Genomic DNA, 24,732 nt, shown 5'->3' with positions numbered 1-24,732 from the left:
TCCTTACGTTGCTTTGTGTCGCGCCGTGGCCACTTTCAACCCACGACGCGAACAGAAGCGTATTTTTGTGTATGCTTCTGTATTGAGTAAGAGTAGATACCAATGTGCACTCTGTCAAGACAATCTCTTGTTTTGCAAGGTTTCTTGAGCTTTTCCGCACAATCAGCACTGCATGTCTTGGGGTATGGCCTTGCCGCGCGGTATGGTTTCCATACACAAATCGTGGTGGTAGCCGTTTTTGCCCAAAAGCCATCCGGCATGGGCGATCATGGCTGCATTGTCGGTGCACAGTTGCCAGTCAGGAATAAGGGCCCTGCCCCCCCTGCTCTGCATAAGCTCGGCAATACTCTCGCGCAACAGCGAATTGCAGGCAACGCCGCCAGCCATTATAAGAGTCTTCAGGTCAGGGTTGCGGTCAAGCGCCCGCTTTGCTTTGGCGCACAGCGTCTCCACCACAGCGAGGTTGAATGAGGCGCAATAATCCTTGAGAACCTGCGGCGCGTGAGCAACATCGGTGAGCGGGCGCGGCCAGTCATGGCCTGCCAGCTGCTGCGCCGCAAGCCCTGTGGCAGCTGTTTTCAACCCGCTGAAGCTGAAGTCGAGGTTGTCGTTATCAAGGTACGGACGCGGAAACAGTTTCGGCTTGGCCTGGCCCGCACGCGCCAGGGCATCCATGAGCCTGCCGCCGGGGTACGCCAGCCCCAAAAATTTGCCCACCTTGTCAAAGGCCTCGCCCGCCGCGTCATCCAGCGTACGGCCAAGAAGGCGGCAATCCCACGGCGATTCCATGCGGTACAGATGCGTATGGCCGCCCGATACCAGCAGGCCAAGAGCAGGAAAGCGCAGTTCGTGCTCCAGCCCGACAGCCAAAAGATGGGCGTGCAGGTGGTTGACCCCCAAAAAGGGTTTGCCAAGCCCCAGCGCCAGCCCCTTGGCAAAGGCGACGCCCACAAGCAGGCTGCCAAGCAGGCCCGGCCCACGGGCCACAGAAACAAGGTCAATGTCGGCATTGTCCCTGCCGCTGCGACGCATCAACTCGTCAAACAGCGCCCCGACAAAACGGTAATGCTCGCGCGAGGCCAGCTCCGGCACTACCCCGCCAAACAGGGCGTGCACATCGGCCTGGCTTGCCAGCACGGCTTCCACAAGCCGCCCGTCTTCCACAAGCGCCAGCGCGGTCTCGTCACAAGAACTTTCAATTCCAAGGCACAGCATGCATATCGCCATTTACGGCTCAAGGCCGGTACAAGAAGGCAGCCCCCGCAAATGGCAAGGGCTGCCGCAAAAAAACTACCTGCCCGCATGCCTTGCGTAAATCTTTTCCACCGCTTCCACATCGCTGGTAGAGCCGATGTAGAGAGGCGTACGCGCGTGCAGTTTGTCCGGCACCCTTTCAAGGATACGGCCATGACCGTCGCTCGCCTTGCCCCCAGCCTGCTCGGCAAGAAAAGCCAGCGGGTTGGCCTCGCACATGAGCCGGAGCTTGCCGTTGGGCTTGTTGGCGTCGGGCGGGTACATATAGATGCCGCCGTTAATGAGCGTGCGATGAAAATCGGCAACAAGCGCGCCAACATAGCGGGACGAATAGGGCTTGCCGTCAGAGGTTTCGCAACCGTGGAACCAGGTTACCGCCTCGCGGGCGGGCGCGTCCCAGTTTTTCCAGTTGCCCTCGTTGACGGAATAGATATGCCCCTGCTCGGGTATGCGCATATCCGGGTGTGAAAGCAAAAATTCTCCGACGCCGGGGTCGAGGGTAAAACCGTGAACCCCCTGACCGGTGCTGAGCACCAGCATTGTAGCGGGGCCGTACAAAATGTAGCCGGCAGCCACCTGCTTTACGCCTGGCTGCAGCACATCATCAATGCTCACCTCGCCGGTGCGGCCCTCGGGCCTGCGCAGGATGGAAAAGATGGTGCCGACATTGATGTTCACATCAATATTGGTCGATCCGTCCAGCGGATCAAAAATAAGGATGTAATCGCCGCGCGGAAATTCCTTGCTGACGCGGACAAGCTCGGCTTCTTCCTCGGAACTCATGGCGCAAAGCGCCCCGCACCGCTCCATACGGTAAAGTATGATGCGGTTGGCGATGGAGTCCATCTTCTGCACATTTTCGCCTTGCACATTCACCTCGCCGGTGCCGCCGAGAATATCGAGCAACCCGGCCTTGGCAATGCGCCGCGAAATGCTTTTGCCAGACAAAATGAGGTCGTACAGAAGGCCGGTGAACTGGCCCGTTGCCTGGGGGGTGCGCTTCTGGTGCAGCAGCAGGTGTTCCGTAACCGTGATGTCAGCCATTGGGGGGCTCCTTACAACATCCAGAAAATTGAGAGGAACATTAGAACGTTTGGCCCTGAAAGCGAAAATTTGCCGCCTCAAAGATCAGCCAGAATCCGCGTTGCAACCTGCTGGCTGGCGAAACATATTCGCCAGCTGGGCTACGTATCAGGGAGAGCATAGACCAAAAGACTTGCGCCGCCCCGGGGCGGCGCAAGTTTAAGCTTGAATGCGTCAGTTCCGTGGTCCAAAGGGGCTTGGCCGTCCACCCGGCAAAGCCGATGGAGTTTCACTGCCCGTAGCGCCAGCGTCGGATTTGCCAGCCGCGCTGTCGGGCTTTGCGCTGGCAGCACCCGTGTCAGCGGGCTTTGCGCTGCCAGCACCTGTGTCAGCGGGCTTTGCGCTGCCAGCGTTGCTGTCGGCAGGCGCTGCGCTGCCGGAGCCTGCGTCTGCGGGCTTGGCGGCGTTGTCGCCATCCTTGGGTCCAAACGGGCTGGGACGACCGCCAGGCAAGATAGCCGCGTCGGCATCGGGCTGTATGCCAAGACCGGTGGGCGGGGTCTCCTTGGTTTTACTTCTTGCAGGTGCGGGCGCGCGGTCAACAGAGGTGTTTTCACCTTCAAGCTGACGTTCCTGCACCTTGCGGCGCTCGGCTTTTTTGTGCTTGAGCAGCATGCTGTCGTGGCTGCCGGGCTGGATGTCCGCGCCGCCAGTGGGCTTGCCGGTGGCCTGGGCGGGTGCGGCGGTGGCCTGCTCGGGCGTTACGTCCACGTTCTGGCTTTCTTCAAAACGGTTTTTGTTTTTGCGCTCAACGTGCGGCGGCGGCGTGAGCTTGGGACGATCCTTGGGGAAGAAAGACATGCCCTGATCGACGCTGCCGTTGCCCTGCGGGAAATTGCCCGTTTCGGCCACGGCAAAGACCAGCGGCACATTACCAAGGTACCGGACATTATAGTAGAACGTGCCGTTTACGTTGGTGCAGGTGCCAGAGGTGCTCTTGGCAGTGACTTCGTCCCAGTTTACGCCAGCGAGAGGCGTAGAGGCAAAGTCGTATTTGCCGGGCCAGAGCAGCGCCTGGGGCGAAAGAATAACCACATCCTGCGGGGTATGCGAGTACTGCATGAGCGACCGCATGTCGAAGTTGGTCACGACCACGCCCAAAAAGTCCACACCGTCGTACAGGGGCGAGGCAAGCAGCACTTCGGGACCGTAGGGCGTATTTTGCACATCGGCGCGCAGGGCGCGGCTGCTCTGCTTTTTGTCTTCATAAAGCAGCGGAATAAAATCAAGCGGCTTCATGGGGTTGGCAGGTTCCTGCCCAAGGATGGTGCCGTCGTACTTTACGCCGGCAAAACCACTGACCCAGGGGAAGGACGTAAGGAACGAGGTAAGCCACTCGCGCGTCGGCGGCTTGTCGGCATTAAGCATGGTCCTCTCAAGGCGGGTAAGCTCAACGTCAATACCCATCATGCTGTGCGTGAGAGCAAGCGCCTGAGGCGAAAGCTCGCCCTTTTCTTCAAAATCCACGGTAGCCGGGGGGCTAACATAAGTGTTCCAGAACGACTTTGTGGATTTCCAGACGTTCTTGGTAGGCTGGTATGAACTGCAGCCTGCTACGAGCGATGCAGCAAATACCAGCAAAAAGAAATAACGCACATATGATTTCACCACAGTGATCTCCCTCATTAACTGTGCGCCCTGGCTTCAACACGTTCAGCCAAAGCTTCAAGCATGCTTATCAGCTTGTCCTTACCGCTAGCCTGTTCTGCCGGGGCAGCGGGCTGGACGGAATCCATCGTCTGGGCGTTGCCCAGCCGGGCGGTCAACGTTGTTATACGCTGGCGCAGATCGGCGCTTTCTTCAGGATGCACCGCCGAAGCCGCCAGTTCATGGTAAATATCAAGAGCGCCCTTGATATCTCCCTGTTCAGCCAGCACTTCAGCCATGGAACGCGTGCGCAGCGAAAAGCGTTCTTCAGTTTCGTCAGCGTCTTCCACCACAGCCTCGGCCTGCGTTACCGGGGCGGCGTAAGCGGCGTAGGCGTCAGCCCCGCGGGCCAGCATGGGCGAAACGCCCTCATCCGCCGCCGCCGGCAGCGCTTCGTCATCAGCCATGGCAAGATCGGGATCAAAGTCGACAGTATCGTGCAAAATTTCGTCGCCAGCGGCAGCGTAACGGCTGGCAGCGTGGAAACTGGCGTCGTACGCGGCATTGGGCGCGGCAACAACCTGCGGCTCCGTCAGCGCTGCGACCGCCGCATCGGGGGCTGCCGCAGCCAAGGGAGCCGCGTGCAGGGGTTCTGCAGCGCCAGCCGCTTCAGCCTGCCCCAGAACGGGAGATTCAACCCCTTGGCCAGACAGCGACGCAAGGCCCTGATTGATGACCTCATGCAGCGATACAGGCCCTTTTGAAAAATTGAGCGCCAAAAACCGCAGCACCGCTGCGGTATCAGGGGCGTTGCCCGCGGCATTGATGCACGCGGCCCAGGCCTGCCAGAAACCGGCATAGGTAGAAAACATCTTGGTCAGGCGGGCGACCTGCTTTTCGCAGGCTTCGAGCTTGTTGGTTGAATGCAGCAGTTCTATAAGAAAAAGTCTGGCTTCGAGAAATTCCTCATGGCGGGCAAGGCCCTGCTCCAGAATTTCAACAGCTTCGTCCGTGCGGTCGGCCTCGGCCAGCAGACGGGCCAAAGGAAAAAAGACCTTGGAATTGGGCTCAAGCTCCAGGACTTCTTTGTACCATTCAATTTTTTCCGTCATGGTTTCTGCTCCCGCCCCGGTTTCGCCATATCGCCAAAAAGATAGAGCACCTCGTTGTCACGAACATAATGGAGGCGCTGACGAATGACTTTTTCCATATACTGGCTGTCTGACTGCAAAAGGCGAATTTCGCGGCTCAGAGAGAGGTTTTCCGCATCAAGGCTTGCAATCTGCTTTTCAAGTACGGAGTACTGGTGTTTGAGCTCCCGGTATTCGATAAGCCCCGTGGGGCCCCAGACCATGCGCGCAAACAGCACCACATTGACGAGACCCAGCACAACGAGAATGAACGTACGCCAAAACATTACTGCAGCAACCGTTGCGGTTGGGATCCGTTGCCAGCCGAAAGCCGCAGCTCGGCCAGAAAGGTGGCCGTGGCTTTTTCAAGCCGCGTGACATCTTCCTCCGCCAGATTCATCTGATCGACCTGATGCAGATAATCCTTGAGCGTGCTCAGCTCATCATCAAAGTGACGTCCCCAGACCCCGGCGCGCATGTCGGGTTCCAGTTCCAGAATGGTCTGGATGCAGTTTTTCAGACGGATCTGCAACGTGCTCATGCGTTGTTCCCGTTAGCCAGCCTGTTTACGCGTATTGCGGTAAAAATCATAGCAATAGTTGGAGCCTGAAACAATGGCCAGCACAAGGGCCGCATACAGCAGCGCCAGGCCAAGCGGCTGCAGGTCCATGCCCCACAGGGGATAGTGCAGCGTAAGGGGCACGACGGCAAAGATCTGCATGACTGTCTTGGCCTTGCCGAACTTGTCGGCGGCAAGGACAATACCCTCGTCGATGGCAATGGCGCGCAAGCCCGTAACCACAAGCTCGCGGCAGACAATGACGATCACCACCCACGCAGGCGCCCAACCCAGTTTGACAAACATGATCAGCACCGAACAGATCAGCACCTTGTCGGCCAGCGGGTCAAGAAACTTGCCCATGCTGGTGACCATATTGGAACGACGGGCAATATACCCATCGGCCCAGTCGGTGAGAGAGGCAAAAATAAAGGCCAGAGCGGCCAGAATACAGACAATCGGCCCTTCAAAATAGAGCAGCAAAACCACCAGAGGGGTCATCAAAATGCGTAACAGTGTAATTTTATTAGCAAGATTAAGCATTTTTCCTCTCAGGCGTTCCGTGCGAATTTTTTAATGCGTTACCACAAAACAATACAGGAGAAAAGGAGAAAAAAAGCTCCCCCGACGGCCGAACCTGGCCGCCAGGGAAGCCTGCATTCCTACCGGGCCATATACGCGGCGTATCTAGCTGCGCGAACTGGCAAGAGCTTCCAGGCTGCCGTCGGCAGCGGCGGCAATGGAATCCGCCAGATTGAGAAAGGCCGCCTTGGCCGCGCTTTCCGCCTCAAGGTACACCACAGGGATACCTTTGTCAGCAGCCACCACGGTGGTGGGGTCGAGCGGCACGGCGCCAAGAAACTTGAGGCCGTAGCGCTTTGCCAGTTCTTCACCGCCGCCCTTTTTAAACAGGTCGATCTCCTGGTGGCAGTGCGGGCACACAAGGCCGCTCATGTTTTCCACCACGCCAAGCACATTGGAGTTGGTGTACTGCAAAAAGTTGATGGCCTTGCGCACGTCTGCCAGCGAAATTTCCTGCGGGGTGGTCACCACTACGCACAGGGCGTCGGGTATGGCCTGAATGACGGTCATGTGCTCGTCGCCCGTTCCTGGAGGGGAGTCGATAAGCAAAAAGTCAAGCTCGCCCCATTTTACGTCTGCTATAAACTGGCGGATAGCCGAGGTTTTTTTGGGGCCACGCCACAGAACGGCCTGGTCCTTGTCTTGCAGAAACGTATCCATGGAAATAACCGACAGGTTTTCGTCGTACGCCGCCGGAATCATCAGCTGCGTGGCTTCGTCGATTTCAACCGTGCTGGTAAGCCCAAGCAGGTTGGGCACGCTGGGCCCGTGGATATCAACATCAAGAATGCCGACCTTGAATCCCCGGCGCGCCAGAGCTGCGGCTGTGTTGACGGTAACGGAGCTTTTGCCCACGCCGCCCTTGCCGCTCATGACGAATATTTTGTGGCGTATATGGCCCAGGCGCTCGGCTATGGCGCGGTCCTGCTTGGCCATGGGGTCATTGCAGTTCCCGCTGCCGCCCTTGCCGGTCGCACTGGGGCATGACGTTGCAGAAGAACAGGATGAACAGGATGCCATGACATCTCCTTCAATTTTGGCGGGGCCGCACGGCAGCGTGTCTACCAGCCGTGGTCGCCCACCAGATCTACAAAAACTACCGGGCCCAGGTCGTCGCTGCTGACGCGCCCCTGCTCTTTGCGCACGCGCACGAGACGCTGCGTGCGGGGCTTTGACCCTACGGGAATAAGCATGATGCCGCCCTCGTCAAGCTGGTCAACAAGGGGGCGCGGCACTTCAGGCCCGCCGGCTGTAACAATTATGCGGTCAAATGGCGCGGCCTCGGGCATGCCAAGCGTGCCGTCACGCCGTTGCATGTGGATACCCCTAAGTCCCAGTTGCCGCAAGAGGCTTGATGTATTTTGATAAAGCTCGCGCATGCGCTCGACGGTAAACACCGTGCAGCCCATGGTGGCGAGCACGGCGGCCTGATAGCCGGAGCCTGTGCCGACCTCAAGAACCCTCATGCCGCGCTGCACTTCAAGCAGCTGGGTCATCAGGGCTACGATGTAGGGCTGTGATATGGTCTGCCCGTAACCTATGGGCAGGGGGGTGTCTTCGTAGGCCTGAGCGCGCAGCGCTTCTTGCACAAAAAGATGGCGCGGCACCGCAGACATGGCCCCAAGCACCGCAGGATCACTGATGCCCCTGGCCTCGAGCTGTTCACGCACCATTCGACGCCGCAGACGTTTGGGATCCACGGAAGGCAAAGGCTCGCGGGGAGCGCCCCCAGCCGCGGAATATTTACCGTACTGCATACTGCGGAAGTGAAAACAGATTTTTAACGCCAAGTCAATGCGCCCGGCGGCAGTTTTGGCAGATCAAGAGAAGTTCCAGAGTTTCCCTTGAAACTTGCCTTTCTTTATGCAACCCTGCGGGAAGCGAGAACGAGGAGTCGGCAATGCGTAAAAGAAGTCTGTTTTCTTCGGTGCTGGGTATTCTAGTGGTCGCCCTGCTGGTTTTGGGCGGCTATGTTTTTTTTAAAGATCTTGACGGCCCTACTGTCGAAGTAACGCCGAACACCGGCAGGGTTTCGCCTGCAAGCGTGCTCAAGGTGCGCATGAAGGACCCGTCGGGCATCCGCTCCATTTCGGTGGGCGTGCGCAAAAATAATGTTCTCAATGTGATTTTCAGCAAGCATTTTGATCAATATATCGCCGAACGCGAGGTTGAAGTTCCCATGAAGGACGCCAACCTGCGCGAGGGCGCGTTTGAACTGGAAATTCGCGCCACCGACGGCTCGCTTGCCGGTTTTGGCCAGGGCAATACCCGCACGGTGCAGCTGCCCATGCGCCTTGATACGCAACCGCCTCGTATTTCTGTCAAAACCCTGCCCCCCAACGTGCGCCGGGGCGGCACCGCCGTGGTGCGCTACACGGTCGACAAGGACATAACAAGCAGCGGCGTGCTGGTGGCGGGCTATTTGGTGCCCGGCTACCTGCAAAAAGACGGCAGCTATATCTGCTTTTTCCCCTTTCCGTACACCATGACGGCCCGCGATTATAAAAACAGCGTGGAAATTACCGCCACCGACCTTGCGGGCAACGTCACCAAAAGCCACCTGACGGTCATGTCGTTTGAGCGCGTGTTCAAAAGCGACAGCATTGAAGTTTCCGACAACTTTTTGCTGGCTGTGGAAAGCAAACTGCGAGATCTGGCGCCCGACGCAACCAACCCGCTGGAATGTTACCTGTACATCAACAATCAGGTTCGCAGCGGCAACGTGCAGGCCCTGCGCGAGATAGGCCGCGACACCGCCTCGGCCATGCTGTGGAGCGGCGCGTTTGAAAGACTGCCCCGCTCCGCCCCGCGCGCCGGTTTTGGCGACCACCGCTTTTTCAACTATCAGGGCAAGCAGGTGGGCGAGTCGTACCACCTGGGCTTTGACCTCGCCTCTGTACGCAATGCCGAAGTGCCCGCCGCCAACAGCGGCCGCGTGGTGTTTTGCGGCAATCTGGGCATTTACGGCAACATGATTGTCATCGACCATGGTCTGGGGCTGATGTCGCTGTACTCGCACCTCAACGACCAGCTCGTCAAAGTGGGCGACGTGGTGCAAAAGGGCCAGATCATCGCCCACACCGGCAGCACGGGCCTTGCCTTTGGCGACCATCTGCACTTTGGCATTCTTGTGGGCGGGGTGGAAGTAACCCCCCTTGAATGGCTTGACCCCAAGTGGATCCGCGACAACATCACCGGGCGCCTCGACGCATCAATGACCCAGCAATAGCTGGCGGACTGCCGCATGGCGCAGATATAACAGACCATATAACGGCCGATAAAACCGGCCCGCGCAACCAGACAGTTTCTGCAGAAGCTGAACAGTTGCGCGGGCCGGTTTTTTTTTTTGCGCCAAGGGCCTTGAATTTTTATCACGTTCGAGTGTAGTCTGAATTGATGAAAAATTGGCAATAGTACTGTTATTTTTCATGAAGACATCAGGCCCGATTCACATAACCCTGTTTCATGTGAGGACTTGTACGTGTCTCCACCACTATTTTATTTAGGCTTAGACATAGGTTCCACCACAGTCAAACTGGCTTTGCTGCAAGCGGACGGCGCAATTGCCGAAACACGCTACTGCCGGCACGGCACTGCGGTTCGCGCCACGCTGGCAAGCCTGCTTGCAGAGATTTCACAGCTCTACCCCTCCGCCACCGTGCGCTGCGCCATGACCGGCTCGGGAGCTCTTGATCTCAGCAAACAGCTTTCCATCCTTTTTGTGCAGGAGCTGCTCGCCACGGCCCGCGCCATTTCTTTCAGCGCCCCCGACACGTCCGTTGCGGTGGAACTGGGCGGCGAAGACGCCAAGCTGCTCTACCTGGGGCAGGATGTGGAGCTGCGCATGAACGAATCGTGCGCGGGCGGCACCGGGGCGTTTATCGACCAGATGGCCCGCCTCCTGAATACGGATGCAGGAGGCCTCAACGAGCTGGCCTCCCGCCACACCACGCTTTACCCCATTGCCTCGCGTTGCGGGGTTTTTGCCAAGACTGATATCGTTCCGCTGCTCAACGGCGGCGTTTCGCGCGAGGACATAGCCGCATCCATTTTTCAGGCAGTTGTTGAACAAACCATCGGCGGGCTTGCCTGCGGCAGGCCCATTACCGGCAAAGTGGCCTTCTTGGGCGGGCCGCTGCACTTTTTGTCAGAGCTTAAAAACCTTTTTATCAAAAATCTCGACCTGCCCCCCCAGTACATCGCGTATCTGCCGCATGCGCAGTGCACGGCCGCCATTGGCGCGGCCCGTTGCGCCATATCCGCCGATGACACGGCGCAACCGCAAAACCTTGCCGACCTCGCCCGGCTGGCGGGCAGCCTGTCGCACTCTCCCAAGGTATCTACAGACAAAGTTTTGCCCGGCATGTTTGCCGACAGCAGGGAATACGCCCACTTCCGCCAGCGGCACGAGACAGCCAACGCCATGCCCTCGGCCAATATCCAGGAGGCGCGCGGAGCGTTGTTTCTCGGTCTTGATCTCGGCTCCACAACGGTCAAGGCCGTGCTGGTGGACGGGGAGCGGCGCATCCTTGATTTCTGCTACGCGTCCAACGGCGGCAACCCGCTGCAGACCCTGCTGCCGCCTCTGGCGGACATGCTTGACCGCATTCCGGACGGGGCGTGGCTTTCTGCCTCCGGAGCCACCGGCTACGGCGCGCATCTGGCTGAGTCAGCCCTTGGGGTGGACAACGTAATGGTGGAAACCCTGGCCCATTTCAAAGCCGCCACACAGCTCGTGCCAGAGGTCAGCTATGTCATAGACATCGGCGGCCAGGACATGAAGTGCCTCAAGATTGACAACGGCGTGATCAGCGACGTGAGCCTCAACGAGGCCTGCTCTGCCGGGTGCGGGGCTTTTCTTGAAAGTTTTGCCCGGGGCCTTGGCCTGAGCATGCGGGAGTTTGTAAATATTTCGCTTTTTGCGGCGCATCCTGCCGATCTGGGCTCGCGCTGCACCGTATTTATGAATTCGCGCGTGACACAGGCGCAAAAAGACGGCCTGCCAATTGCCGATATTGCCGCCGGCCTTTGCTATTCTGTGGTGCGCAACGCTCTGGACAAGGTGCTGCGCATCAAAAATCCTCAGGAACTGGGCGAACATGTGGTTGTACAGGGCGGGGCTTTTCTTAATGACGCCCTGCTCTGCGCCATGGAGCGCACCCTTGGGCGGCATGTGCACCGCCCGGCGGCCTCCGGCCTGATGGGAGCGTACGGCGCAGCGCTTGAAGCCATGGAAAGGTCAGAGTGCACGGGCACCCGCTCGGGCATCACCGCCTCCCTCATCAGGGGGCTGGCCATGCGCACGCGCAGCTTTCGCTGCCGCGACTGCGGCAACAACTGCCTGCTGACCGAAACCCGCTTTTCGCACGGCTCGCGGCACATTGCGGGCAACAGGTGCGACAGGTTCAGCGAGGCCAGACGCGGCGCAAGCGTTACCGCCGCCAACCTCGTTACCTGGAAAAACCAGCGGCTCTTCCGCTATGAGCCGCTGCCTCTCGAATCCGCCCCGCGCGGCAGGCTGGGCATCCCCAGGGTGCTGAACGTCTACGCCCACTATCCCTTCTGGTTTACCCTGTTTACCTCGCTGGGGTTCAGGGTCGAGGTGTCGCCGCCCACCAGCCGCGCGTTGTTTGCCGCAGGGCTGTCCTCCGTCCCCTCGCAAAGCGTATGCTACCCTGCCAAACTGGCGCACGGCCATGTGCTGGCCCTGCTTGAAAGCGGCATCAAAAGCATATTCTTTCCCTGCATTCCACGCGAGGCGCAGGAATTTGCCGAGATGTGCGATTCGTTTTCCTGCCCGGTTGCCTGCGGCTACCCGCAGGTGATCCGCGAGAACCTGCCGGAAATCAAGGATGCCGGGGCCGTCCTGCACGCGCCCTTTGTCAACCTGACGCACACGGCATCGCTCGTGAGCAACCTTTGCCGCGAATTTAACCTGCCGAGGGGCGAGGTTCGCTCCGCTGTGCGGGCAGCCCGCCACGAGCAGGCCCATTACCAGCGCGAGCTGCGCGCCGAGGCCGAGCATATCTATGCGGAAACCCTGCGCAACAAGGGCGTCATGGTGGTGCTTGCGGGTCGTCCCTACCATGCCGACCCCCAGGTGCACCACGGTTTGCCCGATTTTATCGCCTCACTTGGGGCTGCGGTTGTCAGCGAGGACGCCCTGCCCCGCAACTGGGTGACGCACCGCATGAGCTTTGCGCTACGGGCGCGCAACCAGTGGACATACGCGGCACGGCTGTACCGGGCCGGTCTGTGGGCCTGCGAAGCCGATCACGGTCAGGCGCGCGTGGAACTTGTGCAGCTCACCTCGTTTGGCTGCGGCATTGACGCCATCACGGCCGACCAGATGCGCGAGCTTATGCGGGCTCACGGCAAACTGTACACGCTCATCAAGATGGACGAGGGCAACGCGCTGGCCTCTGCGCGCATCCGCATCAGGTCTCTTTTGGCGGTAAGCCACGCCGACAGGAGCCGCAGCGCCAAGGAGGCGCATTCGCTGGCCGCGCCGGTGTTCAGCAAACGCGATGCGGGCACGCACACCATTTTGGTGCCGCAGATGGCTCCTCTGCACTTTCCGCTTATGACAGCGGCCATTGCGGGCAGCGACCATACCGTGCGGCTGTTGCCTACCGTCAGCGCCGAGGCTGTGAGTCTTGGGCAGGCCTACGTCAACAACGATGCCTGCTACCCTGCCATTGTGGCCATCGGGCAGCTGCTGCTTGCCCTGCGCAATGACGGGCTTGACCCGCGCCGTACCGCCCTGCTGCTTTCGCAAACCTGCGGTCCCTGCCGGGCGAGCAATTATCCCGCACTGCTGCGCAAAGCCCTGCAGGAATACGGTTACGACCCCATCCCAGTGCTGACGCTCAATGCTTCGGGCGCTGACAGCCAGCCGGGGTTGCGGCCAAACCGGGCAATGCTCTGGCGCATGCTGCTCGGCATGCTGGCGGGAGACATGCTGCAAAGGCTCTCGCTGTTCACAGGCACGTACGAGTGCCGCAAAGGCCAGACAGAAGACCGCCTGCAGCACTGGCTGCAGCTGCTTACCCCGGCTATCCGCAAGGGGGACGAATCCGCCCTGCGGCAGATGCTGCCGCGCCTTGTGTACGACTTTGCCACCATACGCACAGACCTGACCCCAAGGCCCCGCGTTGCGGTAGTTGGCGAAATTCTGCTTACCTACCACGCGGACGCCAACAACCATATTGTTGAGCAGATCAGACAGGAGGGCGGCGAGCCGCTGCTGCCCGACTTTGCCAACTTTATGCTCTACTGCCTGCGCGATGCGGTGTACGACTGGCGCTTTCAGGGCGGCAGCGCCTGGGCGGCCCTTGGCAACAGCATTGTCATGCGCCGCATAGAGGGCATGCGGCGCTATATGCGCGGCGCGCTCAACACCTCGCCCCTGAGCGCCCACGTCATGCCGGTGGCGCACATAGACGACCTGGCCCGGCTGGGACAAAGCGTCATGTCGCTGGGCAACAGCGCTGGCGAGGGCTGGCTGCTGCCAGCGGAAATGCTGGAGTTTCTCGAACACGGAACCAGCAACATACTCTGCCTGCAGCCCTTTGGCTGCCTGCCAAACCATGTGGTGGGGCGCGGAGCCTTCAAGTCCGTGCGCCGTCAGCGGTCAGAGGCCAACATCATGGCGCTTGATTATGACCCCGGCAGCAGCGAAGCCAACCAGCTCAACCGCATACGCCTGTTTATGGCCATCGCCAGAGAAAAGGAAAAGGAAAGGGAAGAAGCCGCCCGCCACGCCCGCCATACGTATGCCGGAGATGCGGCGGCAGGCCTGGGACACTGGCAGTAACAAAAAAAACGGCCAATCAAAACCGCCTGTCCGCAGGGGGTTTTGATTGGCCGCACAAATCTTGCACATCATGCCCAGTCAACATGCCTGAAGCACAAGTGAACAGAGCGGCTGCTCCTTAAACAAAAAGCTATTCTTCGCGCGGGGGCAGTTCGCGACCGCCTTCTTCAAGACGCTGCAAAAATTTGTCCCGGCATTCGTAGCTGCAAAAACGGTAGACATTCTCGCCATCGCGCACGGAGATAGAACTGTCAACAGCCACGTATGCGCCGCATTCCGGGTCCTTGACCATTTCGCCAGCAGCAACCTTGCGCTCCATTTCCGCAGTGCTTTCCTGCTTGTTTTCCTTCTTTTTCTTGTTCAAATCATTGGCAAAAAGGCGATATAGGGCGTAGCCCGCCAAAATCAGAATAAGCCACTTTACCATCTGTAATGCTCCTTAATCCCGTGGCACGGGTCGCATGCGGCTGGGTTGCAGCCCTTTCAGGCATCTGTAAAAACCGTGAAAGACAATATCATAGAGGGCAACACGCGTCACTGAAAAATTCTGTCCCCTTCCACGCGGTAATCAATCCGCTTCAGCCAGCTGCTGACAGGCAAACCGCCAACAACGAGCTGTGGAGCCACATCCAGCAGCGGGCGCAGGGCAAATGCCCTGCCCGTCAAACGAGGGTGCGGCACAAGGCAGTGCGGGTCGTCACTGTGCTCCTGCCCAAATACCAGCAGATCAGCATCTATCACGCGCGGGCCGTAGCGCAACGCGGGGTCTGCGCTGCGCACCCGGCCAAGCCGGGCCTCCAGGCCAAGCAGCGCATCAACCAGGCTGCAGGGCCGCCAGCCTGGGCCGACAAAAAGTTCAACCACCTGATTAAGAAACCAGGGCTGATCGGCATATCCCTGAGGTGCGGTGCGGTAGACGGGCGAGGTTGCCCCCACGCGTATATCAGGCAGGCAGGCAAGCTCTGCCAGGGCCTTAGCAAGCATTTCCGCCGCTGCATCGCAGTTTGACCCAAGGCTCACATAAGCCCGTATCGCTGGTTGTTCGGCCATTACCAATCCTTGCGTCCGCGTCTCTATTTCCTATCTCATGAGTATATCTATTTTGCCGCAAAGTATAAAGCCCACAAATGAGCCTTGGCCGATTGCAATACATATTGGCCGCTTCCATGGCAAAAGACTTGCCCCGCCCTGCCAAGGCGGCTAGCATGGCGGCATGGCACAACCACGCACCAAAGCCGTTGCACTGGCAACCCTTTTGCCCCTGTGGCAGGATTTTTTACTGGCGCAGCGAGGGCTGTCGCCCAATACCGTCGAGGCCTACGGTCAGGATCTGGAAAGCTTTTTTCTTTACCGGCAGGAGCTTGCAGGAGGGGCAAGCCCCGAAACGCTGGCCGACCCGGATGAGCAGGAAATTTTTTTGTATCTCGCATGGCTGCGGGCGCGGCAAAATACGGGTCGTACCCTTGCACGCAGGCTCTCGGCGCTGAGGGCTTTTTTTGCCTTTGCCGTTGACGAAGGCAGGCTGAAGAAAAATCCGGCTGAACTGCTGGAAAACCCCAAGCTGCCCCAACACCTGCCCGAAGTGCTGACCAAGGATGAAATGGACTCGCTGCTGTCCCAGCCCGACCTGCGCGACAAGTGCGGCAAACGCGACCGCTGCATGCTTGAGCTGTTGTACGCCGCAGGGCTGCGCGTGTCCGAGCTGTGCTCCCTGTGCGTTCCCGACCTTGACCTGCAACGCGGCCTCGTACGTGTTTTTGGCAAGGGCTCAAAAGAACGGCTTGTACCGCTGCACGACCTCATGCAACAGATGCTGGCCGAGTATCTCGCCCACTGCAGGCCCGATTTTACGCCCACAGGCAACCAGCTGTTTGCCAACAGGTCGGGGCGCGGCCTCACGCGACAGTACATATGGAAGATGGTAAAAAAATACGCGCTTGAGGCGGGCATTCGCCGGGCCATTTCGCCGCATACCTTCAGGCATTCGTTCGCCACGCATCTGCTTGAAGGCGGCGCTGATCTGCGCGCAGTGCAGATGCTTCTGGGGCATGCCGACATCAGCGCTACAGAAATTTATACCCATGTGCAGGCCGAGCGCCTGCGGGGCATACACCACCAATTCCATCCCCGGAGCCGCCTGTGATTCCAGCGCCGGATACCTTGCCCGAGACGGCATCGGCTGCGTCTGTCAGCCCGGCTTATGCCGGGCGCACCATGCCCGATCAGCCGGGTGCGCCTGCCTGCGCACAGGACGCAGCCAGACCGGACGGGAGCGGCCCTCAGGGCGTCACCCTCATCACCTGCCACGCCAATGCCGATTTTGACGCCTTTGCGGCCATGCTGGCGGCCCGCTTTTTGTACGAGCCGCACGTGCTGCTGTTTCCCGGCACGCAGGAGCGCGGGCTGCAAAAACTTGTTGCCGGGCTGGATTGCAAAGCCTTGGGCATTACGGAAACCGCAGCGATCCCCTGGCAGACAATCAACCGTCTGGTGGTGGTCGATACCCGCCAGCGCGGGCGCATAAGCCACGTATCGCAGCTGCTCGACCGCCCGGACGTAGCCGTCGAGCTGTGGGACCACCACCCGGACACCGCTGACGACATCACCACCCCGCACACGCATCTGGCGCACATCGGCTCGGTCACCAGCCTGATTGTGCAGGCCATCGCCGACCGGGGTCTCAGCCTGACAGCCGACGACGCCACCCTGCTTGGGCTTGGCATTTACAGCGACACCGGCTCATTCACCTATTCTTCCACCACGCAGGCGGACTTTCAGTCGGCCGCATGGCTGCTCGGCCAGGGCATGGATCTGAACCGCGTCGATGCGCTGGCGGCCCACGAGCTGACGAGCCTGCACATCCAGGCGCTCAACAGCCTGCTCGAATCCACCCAGACGTACAGCATCAACAATGTGCAGGTGGCGATTTCGGAAGCGGCCATGGAGCACTACCTAGGCGATTTCGCCTATCTGGCCCACCGGCTCATGGAGATGGAAAAGTTCTCTGTGCTCTTTGCCATCGGCCTCATGGACGACCGTATTCAGGTGGTGGCCCGCAGCCGCGACGAGGCCATCAACGTGGGCGACATATGCGCGGCCCTCGGCGGCGGCGGGCACGCTTACGCGGCCTCGGCCTCGGTGCGCAGCATGACGGTGCACGAAGTGCGCGACGTCATCCTGCGGCACCTTTATGCCCAGGCCTACCCCGACAAAACAGCGCGCGAGTATATGTCGTCCCCAGCCGTGGGGGTAGAGTCTGCAGCCAGTATTCACGATGCCGACGAGCTCATGCTGCATTTCGGCCTCAAGGCCGTGCCGGTATTTGAACCGGGAACCCGCGTGTGCGTCGGCCTGCTTGACGCCCTGACGGCCTCGCGGGCCAGCGCGCACGGGCTGGGCGCGTACACGGTCGAAGACTACATGACGCGCCGCATCATCACCCTGCCGCCCGACGCGACGCTCAAGGACCTTACCACCACCATCGTGGGGGGCCGTCAGCGGCTCGTGCCCATTGTGGACAGCAGCAAGGTCGTGGGCGTGGTGACGCGCACCGACCTTATCAACGTCTTTGCGCAAGAGCCGGGGCATATGCCCGAACCGCGAACCACCGGCAGCAAAGAGCGCAACCTCGGCAAGCTCATCAACGACAGGCTGCCCCGCGCCAGCCGGGAGCTGCTGCATCTTGCGGGCAGGCTTGGCAGGGAGCTCGGGCTGCCGGTGTACACGGTTGGCGGTTTTGTTCGCGATCTTTTGCTGCAGCGCCCCAATCAGGACATCGATCTTGTGGTCGAGGGCAACGGCATCGCCCTGGCCCGGGCGCTGGCAAGGGAACTCAACGGCCGCGTGCGCGAGCATCAGAAGTTCCTCACCTCCGTGGTCATCTACAAGGACGAAAACGGCGAGCAGGCGCGCATAGACGTAGCCACGGCCCGGCTGGAATATTACGAATACCCGGCGGCCCTGCCCACAGTTGAGCTTTCGTCCATCAAGATGGACCTGTTCCGCCGCGATTTTTCCATCAACGCGCTGGCTGTGCGCCTTGACTGCGAGCCGTTTGGCCAGATGGTGGATTTTTTTGGCGGCCAGCGCGACGTGAAGGAACGCGTCATACGGGTTCTGCACACCCTGAGCTTTGTGGAAGACCCCACCCGCTGCCTGCGGGCCGTGCGCTTTGAACAGCGCTACAACTTCCACATCGGGGCAGGCACGGAAAAGCTCATAAAAAATGCGCTCAAGCTCAAACTTATGGACAAGCTCTCGGGCGCAAGGCTGTTCCACGAATTTCAGCACATCTGCGACGAGAACGACCCCACGGCCTGCATAACCCGGCTCGACCAGCTGGGCGTGTTTGAGGCCATATCGCCCCTGCTGGCGCTCAACCCCACAAAAAAGTCGCTTTTGCTGCGTCTGCAGGAAACGCTCACATGGTACAGGCTGCTGTATTTCGAGCAGGCCGCGCAGCCGTGGCTGGCCTACTTTCTGGCCCTCAACTACAACCTTAGCTATGCCGATACGGCCAACCACTATCAGCGCATGGGCCTGCCGGAACCGCAACGGGCAGATGTTTTCAGGCAGCGCGAGCACATGCGGGCTGTACGCGGCAAGCTGGAATCGTGGCAAAAAGACCACGAGACCGGCAGGGCAAAAATAAGCGCCCTGTGCGCCCTGCTGCGGCCCCTGTCGCTGGAATTTCTGCTCTGTCTCATGGCCGACACCACCAATGCGGCGCTGCAAAAAAACATTTCGCGCTACATCACCCTGTGGCGCAGACAAAAGGCCGACGTGGGCGGCGAAGACCTGCTCGCCATGGGGCTGCAGCCCGGCCCGGCCTTTGGACGCATACTTGAGGCCGTGCTGACCGCCAAGCTCGACGGGCTGGCCGCCACCACCGAGCAACAGCTAGAGCTTGCGCGCACTCTGGCGCGCCAGGCTGACGAAAATTCCGACACAGAAAAAGAAGAACAAGCCACTAGGAATTCTTCACTTGCCCAGCGTTTATAAGAGGTGTATAAAAACAACTATGAAACAACTTTGGGCTCCATGGCGCATTGAGTACATTCTTGGCCCAAAACCGGATTCATGCGTATTCTGCCTGCCCGATCATACGGCAGACGATGAACAGAGACTGGTTTTGCACAGGGGCCAGAACGCCTTTGTCATCATGAACAAGTTCCCGTACAATAACGGGCACATCATGGTTTGTCCCTACAGGCATGTGATGCTGCTTGCAGACCTGAAGCCGGAGGAAACCCATGAAATCATGGATCTTCTTCAACTTTGTACTGTAATCTTAAAGCAACACTTTAACTGTGAAGGCATCAACATAGGGCTCAACCAGGGGCAGGCTGCTGGCGCGGGTATACGCGAGCATCTGCACTTTCACCTGGTTCCGCGCTGGACGGGCGACTCGTCATTTATGGCAGTATTTGATGAAGTGCGCACCATGCCCGAACACCTAAGCCGCACCTACGCGGCCCTGAAACCGTATTTCACGAATGGCGCGGCTGTCGGCAAGCAAGGCCGCGCCGCTTCCACGCCGGGGCAGGAAGGTAGCGGCACGTAGCGTGCCGCAATGACCCTATGGCGGGGATTGTCTTTTTCGCTGGTGGCGACAAAGACCGGCTGGAGAGCGCGATGCTGTGCCCTCTTGGGCGATGCGGCATTCTCAAAGAGCCCGTGAAGTTTTTTTGAGATAGCTTTATTTAGCCTGAGGAGTATGTCTATGCGGTATATCAAGGTATTGTTGCTCGCGGTCGTCTTTTTTATTGCGCTCGTGTTCTTTTTTCAGAACCAGGGCGCTCTTTCCCAGAGCATGGTTCTCACGCTCAATCTGTTCTTTATTCCCGCCATGTCCTCCATTGCTTTGCCCTTCTATTTTCTCGTCATCGCGGCCTTCGCCTGTGGCGCGCTGATGACGCTGGGCTTTTTGGTGTGGGATAAGGTCAACCTGACTGCCCGCCTGATGAAGCAAAAATGGCAGATCGGCAGCCTAGAGCGCGAGCTCGAAAAGACCAAGAAAAAGCTTGGCGCAGACACTGCACGCGCGCAGTTTTTGAGCAAAAACGGCAAACCTGAGACCCCGCCTGCGGTTGCGGCCACCGCCACAACCGCTGCCGCTGCCGAAGATACCCTGGCGCCCGACCCGGACAACAAGCAGCAGTAGACTTATTGCAAACCGCTTTGTGGCGCTGTTCGGCTTAACGTCTGGGCAGCGCCACGATTTTTTTATGGCAGCGTTTGCGCGCCGCCTTCACCGTCACCCCACGAATCACTATGTCTGAAGCCCCCGCAAAACTGACCCCCATGTTTGAGCAGTACATGCGCATCAAGGCCGAGCACCCTGATGCCTTGCTGCTGTATCGCATGGGTGATTTTTATGAACTGTTTCTTGAAGACGCCAAGGTAGCGGCCCGCGAACTTCAGATCGCGCTTACAAGCCGCAGCAGGGATGCGGAAAACCCCATCCCCATGTGCGGCGTGCCGTGGCACGCGGTCGAGGGCTACGTGGCCCAGCTCATCGACAAGGGTTATCACGTGGCCATCTGCGACCAGACAGAAGACCCCAAGGCGGCCAAGGGGCTGGTCAAACGCGCCGTTACCCGCGTTATCACGCCGGGTACGGTACTGGAAGACGCCAACCTGGCCAGCAAAAGCCACAATTATCTGGCCGCGCTTTGCCTCGCTGCGGCAGGCGGCGCCGGCGGGCTCGCCTGGGCGGACATTTCCACCGGCCAGTGGTCCGGGGTGGAGTTCAAACGCGAGGCCGAGCTGTGGCAATGGGCCCAAAAGCTGGCTCCCCGCGAGCTTCTCGTACCTGAAGGCACAGAACCGCCCCCACGCTGCATCCTGGAGGGCATACGCCTTGTACGCATGCCTGCGGGCCAGTTTGAGCTTAAACGCGCCACAGAGCGCGTTGTGACGGCTCAAGGAGTGCGCGAGGCCGGAGCACTGGGGCTTGAGGGCAAGCCGGAACTCACGCGCGCCTGCGGGGCGCTGCTTGCCTATCTGGGGCAAACCCAGATGCGCAACCCCGACCACCTCATGCCTTTTGCCCCGCTTGATCTTGGCCGCCGACTGATCATCGACGACGTGACAGAGCGCAACCTCGAGATATTTGCCCGCCTTAATGGACGCAAAGGCAAGGGAACCCTGCGCCATGCCCTGGACGACACCATGACGCCCATGGGCGGCAGGCTGCTTGAAGACATGCTGCGTCACCCCTGGCGCGAGCTTGGCCCAATCACGCGCATTCAGGACGCGGTGGCGTTTTTTTATGCGGACGACGCCCGCCGCGACGCCCTGCGCGAGGCGCTTAAAAACGTCTATGACCTCGAGCGCCTCTCTACCCGCATCAGCCTGAACCAGGGCGCGCCCCGCGACTTTATCGCCCTGCGCAACAGTCTGGCTGCCCTGCCGGACGTTCATGCCGCCCTGTGCACGGCAAATGCCGCTGCCAGCATGCCCAAAAGCGTCGCCGACGTGGTCAAGTCGTGGGACAGCATGGAAGACAGCGCGGCCCTATTGCAAAGCGCCCTTGTGGACAGCCCGCCCGCCGTCATCACCGAGGGAGGGCTGTTTAAAAACGGCTACAATGCCGAGCTTGACCGTCTGCTTGATCTGGCGGAGCACGGCGAGCAAAAACTGCAAAACATGCTGGCCGACGAGCAGGCCAAGACAGGCATCAGCAAACTCAAACTGGGCTTCAACCGCGTATTTGGCTACTATTACGAGCTTACCCGCGCCGCCCACAGCGGCCCAGCGCCCTTCCATTTTATCCGCAGGCAAAGCCTTGCCAACGCCGAGCGCTTCACCACCGTCGAGCTTAAGGAGCTTGAGGAGGAGCTGCTCTCCGCCTCCGACAAGCGCAAAAGCCTTGAATATTCGCTATTTCAGGAGCTGCGCAACCATATGGCCAGCCAGCGTGAACGTATCATCCACGCGGCGGATATGGTGGCCCAGCTTGATTACTGGCAGAGCCTCGCGCAGGTTGGCCGCAACAACAACTGGTGCAGGCCCGAGCTGGACCAGGAGGCCGACCTCGACATCCGCGAGGGGAGGCATCCTGTGGTCGAGGCCATGCTTGGCCGGGCCAACTTTGTTCCCAACGATTTCAGGCTGGATGCCGGGCGTCGTCTGTGTCTGCTCACCGGCCCCAACATGGCGGGCAAATCAACCGTACTGCGTCAGGTGGCCATCATCTGCCTGCTGGCGCAGATGGGGTCCATGGTTCCGGCCACCGCAGCCCGCCTCGGGCTGGTAGACCGTCTGTTTTCGCGCGTGGGCGCGTCAGACAACCTCGCCCAGGGCCAGAGCACATTTATGGTGGAGATGATGGAAACGGCCCGCATTTTGCGTCAGGCTACCCGCAGAAGCCTTGTCATTCTTGACGAAATTGGCCGCGGCACAAGCACCTACGACGGCGTGGCGCTGGCCTGGGCCGTGGTGGAAGACCTGGCAAAACGGGCTGGCGGCGAACTGCGCACGCTGTTTGCCACCCACTACCACGAGCTTACCGCGCTGGAAGGCCGCATCGCGGGCGTATTTACCATGAACATCGCCATACGCGAGTACAACAACGACATTCTCTTTTTGCACAAGTTGGTTCCCGGCCCCTCAGACCGCAGTTACGGCGTGGAGGTGGCCCGCCTTGCGGGCGTGCCCGGTCCGGTGGTGCAGCGTGCCAGAGCCATACTGCAGGGGCTGGAGCGTGGCCGCGAAAACGCCCGTAAAACCGTGGTGTCGGCGGTTGCCCTACCCGGTCTGAACCTGCCGGAACCCGCAAAAAAGGAACCGGACCTGCCGGAGATTGCCGCCGCCCCGCCCCGCACGGAGCATCCCCTTGTGCTGCTGCTGCGTGAGCTTAACCCTGACGAGCTCAGCCCCATGGATGCCCTGCGGCAGCTTGTGGAATGGAAAAAACTGTGGGGCGACGACCCCGATGCCGCAAACGAGGCAACGGCCACCTCACAACGGGACGAAAACAGCCATGAGTAACGCCAATCCCTGGTCTGTCATCCAGCTTGTGGCGGAACGCCGCATCGAGGAGGCCCTGTCGCAAGGGGCCTTTGACAATCTGCCCGGCGCTGGCAAACCTCTGGAGATTGAAGACCTGAGCCATGTGCCGGAAGACATGCGCATGGCTTATAAAATACTGCGCAATGCGGGCTGCCTGCCGCCGGAGCTTGAGGAACGCAAAGAGATTAACAGGCTTGTCGACCTGCTGGAGCACTGCGAGGACGAGCAGGAACGCTTGCGGCAAATGCAAAGAGTGCGCTTTATGGTTACGCAGGCCAAAATACGCTTTCAGCGGCCCCTGCACATCGAGCAGGACGACCCGTATTATGACCGTCTTCTGGACAGGCTCACTGCCATGTCAGGCAAACCGGGCAAGGCTGGCTGACCGCGAGCCCAGCTCGTCCGCCCCATATCGCGTAGAATGGCCGGGAAATCCCGGCCATTTTTGACTTCATGACCTCGCGCTGGCAAGGCGGCTCACCCCTGTTTTGTTGCTGAGACGCCCCACAGCGTAAGGGAATATATTGTGCGGCGCTCCAGAAAGGTTCCCCTTGCCAAGTGCCCCCTGCCAGACATCCCGAGGCTGACCCGCTCTAGTACAGGTCAGAATCCGCAGGCATCCTTTCCCAGTAAATACGGCCTTTTTTGCGGTATTTGCGCAGCAGCACGTATACGCTGCCGGGGCCGCCGTCATGCGGCTGCGCAGTGCAAAAGGCCAGCACAACCCGCTTGAAGGGATCCTGCGTCAGCCAACTTTGCAGCTTTTCGCGCAGAATACCCACGCCGTCCGGCGAATTGCGGCCACGCCCAGGCACTACCAGCACCGTGCGCAACCCCTTGTACCAGCTGCCCTTGAAAAAGCCCCGCAGAGCCTCAAAAGCCTGCAGCGCATTGAGGCCGTGCAGGTCAAGGTGCGCCTCCGGGCTGAGGCCCCCGGACCGCAGTTTGTTAAGAATCATCTGGTCAAGCCCGACGACATGCCCCTCAAGATATTCGTCCGAAAACGTCAGGGCAAACTCAAGCTTGCCGTCCATAAAGTCCTGCAGGCTCATCTCGCCCTGAGGGGGAGGCGTGCCAGCTTCCGGGGCCGGGGCCACGTCGCGCCCTTTACCGGAGAGGGGGCTTACCGTGCCCATGGCTGTCAAAAAGGCGGCGGCCTCGTCGTCAGTCTCCTGCTGGGCGGCAGCGGCAAAATCCCCAGACATGGCATCTGCCGGCTGAGTCTGTTTGCCCTGCGCCTTGGGCTGCCCCTTGGCCTGCGGCATGTTCTTGGGCATAGCCTGGGCAGAATTGGCACGCCCGGCGGTTTTTTTTGCCTTGCCCTTGCCGCGCTCGTCTGCCAGAGCGTCGGCCATGCTGGTCAATGCGCCGCGCTCATCAAGCGAAAAGCCCTGCGCCCCGCCCTGTGAGGATTTTGTTGAATTTTTTGCAGGGGTCACACTGCTGACGGCGTTCAAAAACAGGTCGCAGTCTTCATCCGAAAGCTCCGCGTGCTGGACGTTGGCCGCCCCGGCAACAACACGCTTGCCGCGCCCCTGGTGGGCAGGTTTGGGATGCCTGTCGCCCGGTTTCTGCTTTTCCGGAAACTGCTTGGCATTGAGCGTGCGAAAGGGATTTGCGCCAAAGGCATCAGCATCAGACATGACAGGCTCCACCCATGGGTTGCGCTAATAAAAAAAAGCCGCAGCACATGCCGCGGCTTTGAC

The 24,732-nt window shown here is 59.8% G+C and carries 20 protein-coding genes; 8 read left to right on the top strand and 12 right to left on the bottom strand.

From position 1 onward, the window contains the following. Window positions 1–162: 162 nt before the first annotated feature. The 9 genes from tsaD to DDIC_RS06355 all read right to left on the bottom strand — a co-directional run bounded on the left by tsaD (window position 163) and on the right by DDIC_RS06355 (window position 7,868). Window positions 163–1,215, bottom strand: a complete 1,053-nt coding sequence (gene tsaD / locus DDIC_RS06395; RefSeq protein ID WP_136399669.1) for a tRNA (adenosine(37)-N6)-threonylcarbamoyltransferase complex transferase subunit TsaD — start codon at window positions 1,213–1,215, stop codon at window positions 163–165. A 75-nt stretch (window positions 1,216–1,290) separates the two neighbouring features. Then, window positions 1,291–2,298: a class 1 fructose-bisphosphatase gene (fbp, locus tag DDIC_RS06390; protein WP_136399668.1), complete on the bottom strand. Its 1,008-nt coding sequence runs from the start codon at window positions 2,296–2,298 to the stop codon at window positions 1,291–1,293. Between the two features lie 213 nt (window positions 2,299–2,511). Then, window positions 2,512–3,948 (bottom strand): hypothetical protein, encoded by a 1,437-nt coding sequence (locus DDIC_RS06385; RefSeq protein WP_136399667.1) that lies wholly within the window; start codon window positions 3,946–3,948, stop codon window positions 2,512–2,514. 14 nt (window positions 3,949–3,962) lie between these two features. Further along, entirely contained in the window at window positions 3,963–5,036 is a 1,074-nt protein-coding gene (locus DDIC_RS06380) for a tetratricopeptide repeat protein (protein ID WP_136399666.1), read from the bottom strand. Continuing rightward, entirely contained in the window at window positions 5,033–5,341 is a 309-nt protein-coding gene (locus DDIC_RS06375) for an FtsB family cell division protein (RefSeq protein ID WP_168732484.1), read from the bottom strand. Before DDIC_RS06375 ends, DDIC_RS06380 begins: the two co-directional genes overlap by 4 nt. Next, entirely contained in the window at window positions 5,341–5,595 is a 255-nt protein-coding gene (locus DDIC_RS06370) for a hypothetical protein (protein WP_136399665.1), read from the bottom strand. Before DDIC_RS06370 ends, DDIC_RS06375 begins: the two co-directional genes overlap by 1 nt. 12 nt (window positions 5,596–5,607) lie before the next feature. After that, window positions 5,608–6,156, bottom strand: coding sequence for a CDP-diacylglycerol--glycerol-3-phosphate 3-phosphatidyltransferase (gene pgsA, locus DDIC_RS06365; RefSeq protein ID WP_136399664.1), 549 nt, complete (start codon window positions 6,154–6,156; stop codon window positions 5,608–5,610). A 144-nt stretch (window positions 6,157–6,300) separates the two neighbouring features. Continuing rightward, window positions 6,301–7,215: an Mrp/NBP35 family ATP-binding protein gene (locus DDIC_RS06360; RefSeq protein WP_136399663.1), complete on the bottom strand. Its 915-nt coding sequence runs from the start codon at window positions 7,213–7,215 to the stop codon at window positions 6,301–6,303. Between the two features lie 41 nt (window positions 7,216–7,256). Beyond that, window positions 7,257–7,868 (bottom strand): protein-L-isoaspartate(D-aspartate) O-methyltransferase, encoded by a 612-nt coding sequence (locus DDIC_RS06355; RefSeq protein ID WP_136399662.1) that lies wholly within the window; start codon window positions 7,866–7,868, stop codon window positions 7,257–7,259. Window positions 7,869–8,095: 227 nt separating this feature from the next. On the opposite strand from DDIC_RS06355, the gene DDIC_RS06350 reads away from it, so the two are divergent. After that, the gene (locus DDIC_RS06350; RefSeq protein ID WP_136399661.1) at window positions 8,096–9,424 is read left to right on the top strand and encodes a M23 family metallopeptidase; all 1,329 of its coding nucleotides are present in this window, start codon (window positions 8,096–8,098) and stop codon (window positions 9,422–9,424) included. 252 nt (window positions 9,425–9,676) lie between these two features. Next, the gene (locus DDIC_RS06345) at window positions 9,677–14,011 is read left to right on the top strand and encodes an acyl-CoA dehydratase activase (protein ID WP_136399660.1); all 4,335 of its coding nucleotides are present in this window, start codon (window positions 9,677–9,679) and stop codon (window positions 14,009–14,011) included. A 130-nt stretch (window positions 14,012–14,141) separates the two neighbouring features. Here DDIC_RS06345 and DDIC_RS06340 read toward each other — a convergent pair whose 3' ends face one another. Then, the gene (locus DDIC_RS06340; protein ID WP_136399659.1) at window positions 14,142–14,438 is read right to left on the bottom strand and encodes a transcriptional regulator; all 297 of its coding nucleotides are present in this window, start codon (window positions 14,436–14,438) and stop codon (window positions 14,142–14,144) included. A 107-nt stretch (window positions 14,439–14,545) separates the two neighbouring features. Further along, window positions 14,546–15,061, bottom strand: coding sequence for a 2-amino-4-hydroxy-6-hydroxymethyldihydropteridine diphosphokinase (folK, locus tag DDIC_RS06335; protein WP_136399658.1), 516 nt, complete (start codon window positions 15,059–15,061; stop codon window positions 14,546–14,548). Window positions 15,062–15,224: 163 nt separating this feature from the next. On the opposite strand from folK, the gene xerD reads away from it, so the two are divergent. The 6 genes from xerD to DDIC_RS06305 all read left to right on the top strand — a co-directional run bounded on the left by xerD (window position 15,225) and on the right by DDIC_RS06305 (window position 23,411). Beyond that, window positions 15,225–16,154: a site-specific tyrosine recombinase XerD gene (gene xerD, locus DDIC_RS06330; protein WP_136399657.1), complete on the top strand. Its 930-nt coding sequence runs from the start codon at window positions 15,225–15,227 to the stop codon at window positions 16,152–16,154. Then, a complete protein-coding gene (locus DDIC_RS06325) occupies window positions 16,151–19,012 on the top strand; it encodes a CBS domain-containing protein (RefSeq protein ID WP_247647579.1) in 2,862 nt (953 codons plus the stop codon). The genes xerD and DDIC_RS06325 overlap by 4 nt, the downstream gene beginning before the upstream one ends. Window positions 19,013–19,031: 19 nt before the next feature. Then, on the top strand, window positions 19,032–19,574 hold the full coding sequence (locus DDIC_RS06320; RefSeq protein WP_136399656.1) for an HIT family protein: 543 nt from the start codon (window positions 19,032–19,034) through the stop codon (window positions 19,572–19,574). A gap of 159 nt (window positions 19,575–19,733) precedes the next feature. Then, a complete protein-coding gene (locus DDIC_RS06315; RefSeq protein ID WP_136399655.1) occupies window positions 19,734–20,174 on the top strand; it encodes a LapA family protein in 441 nt (146 codons plus the stop codon). 110 nt (window positions 20,175–20,284) lie between these two features. Continuing rightward, the gene (mutS, locus tag DDIC_RS06310) at window positions 20,285–23,005 is read left to right on the top strand and encodes a DNA mismatch repair protein MutS (RefSeq protein ID WP_136399654.1); all 2,721 of its coding nucleotides are present in this window, start codon (window positions 20,285–20,287) and stop codon (window positions 23,003–23,005) included. After that, complete coding sequence (locus DDIC_RS06305; RefSeq protein WP_136399653.1) at window positions 22,998–23,411, top strand: DnaJ family domain-containing protein; 414 nt, start codon at window positions 22,998–23,000, stop codon at window positions 23,409–23,411. The genes mutS and DDIC_RS06305 overlap by 8 nt, the downstream gene beginning before the upstream one ends. A 208-nt stretch (window positions 23,412–23,619) precedes the next feature. On the opposite strand, the gene DDIC_RS06300 is transcribed toward DDIC_RS06305, so the two are convergent. Then, window positions 23,620–24,669 carry a Smr/MutS family protein gene (locus DDIC_RS06300; protein ID WP_136399652.1) on the bottom strand — a complete coding sequence of 350 codons (1,050 nt, stop codon included), beginning with the start codon at window positions 24,667–24,669 and terminating at the stop codon, window positions 23,620–23,622. Between the last annotated feature and the right edge of the window lie 63 nt (window positions 24,670–24,732).

The organism is Desulfovibrio desulfuricans, from assembly GCF_004801255.1.
Lineage (GTDB): Bacteria > Desulfobacterota > Desulfovibrionia > Desulfovibrionales > Desulfovibrionaceae > Desulfovibrio > Desulfovibrio desulfuricans_C.
The sequence above is the reverse complement of the archived record's forward strand: the minus strand, read 5'-3'. Positions and strand labels throughout refer to the sequence as shown.

Bases quoted from the DNA above. Each gene is read 5' to 3' on its own strand.
- tsaD (WP_136399669.1), bottom strand. From the start codon at position 1,215: ATGCTGTGCCTTGGAATTGAAAGTTCTTGTGACGAGACCGCGCTGGCG.
- fbp (WP_136399668.1), bottom strand. From the start codon at position 2,298: ATGGCTGACATCACGGTTACGGAACACCTGCTGCTGCACCAGAAGCGC.
- DDIC_RS06380 (WP_136399666.1), bottom strand. From the start codon at position 5,036: ATGACGGAAAAAATTGAATGGTACAAAGAAGTCCTGGAGCTTGAGCCC.
- DDIC_RS06375 (WP_168732484.1), bottom strand. From the start codon at position 5,341: ATGTTTTGGCGTACGTTCATTCTCGTTGTGCTGGGTCTCGTCAATGTG.
- DDIC_RS06370 (WP_136399665.1), bottom strand. From the start codon at position 5,595: ATGAGCACGTTGCAGATCCGTCTGAAAAACTGCATCCAGACCATTCTG.
- pgsA (WP_136399664.1), bottom strand. From the start codon at position 6,156: ATGCTTAATCTTGCTAATAAAATTACACTGTTACGCATTTTGATGACC.
- DDIC_RS06360 (WP_136399663.1), bottom strand. From the start codon at position 7,215: ATGGCATCCTGTTCATCCTGTTCTTCTGCAACGTCATGCCCCAGTGCG.
- DDIC_RS06355 (WP_136399662.1), bottom strand. From the start codon at position 7,868: ATGGTGCGTGAACAGCTCGAGGCCAGGGGCATCAGTGATCCTGCGGTG.
- DDIC_RS06350 (WP_136399661.1), top strand. From the start codon at position 8,096: ATGCGTAAAAGAAGTCTGTTTTCTTCGGTGCTGGGTATTCTAGTGGTC.
- DDIC_RS06340 (WP_136399659.1), bottom strand. From the start codon at position 14,438: ATGGTAAAGTGGCTTATTCTGATTTTGGCGGGCTACGCCCTATATCGC.
- folK (WP_136399658.1), bottom strand. From the start codon at position 15,061: ATGGCCGAACAACCAGCGATACGGGCTTATGTGAGCCTTGGGTCAAAC.
- xerD (WP_136399657.1), top strand. From the start codon at position 15,225: ATGGCACAACCACGCACCAAAGCCGTTGCACTGGCAACCCTTTTGCCC.
- DDIC_RS06320 (WP_136399656.1), top strand. From the start codon at position 19,032: ATGAAACAACTTTGGGCTCCATGGCGCATTGAGTACATTCTTGGCCCA.
- DDIC_RS06315 (WP_136399655.1), top strand. From the start codon at position 19,734: ATGCGGTATATCAAGGTATTGTTGCTCGCGGTCGTCTTTTTTATTGCG.
- mutS (WP_136399654.1), top strand. From the start codon at position 20,285: ATGTCTGAAGCCCCCGCAAAACTGACCCCCATGTTTGAGCAGTACATG.
- DDIC_RS06305 (WP_136399653.1), top strand. From the start codon at position 22,998: ATGAGTAACGCCAATCCCTGGTCTGTCATCCAGCTTGTGGCGGAACGC.
- DDIC_RS06300 (WP_136399652.1), bottom strand. From the start codon at position 24,669: ATGTCTGATGCTGATGCCTTTGGCGCAAATCCCTTTCGCACGCTCAAT.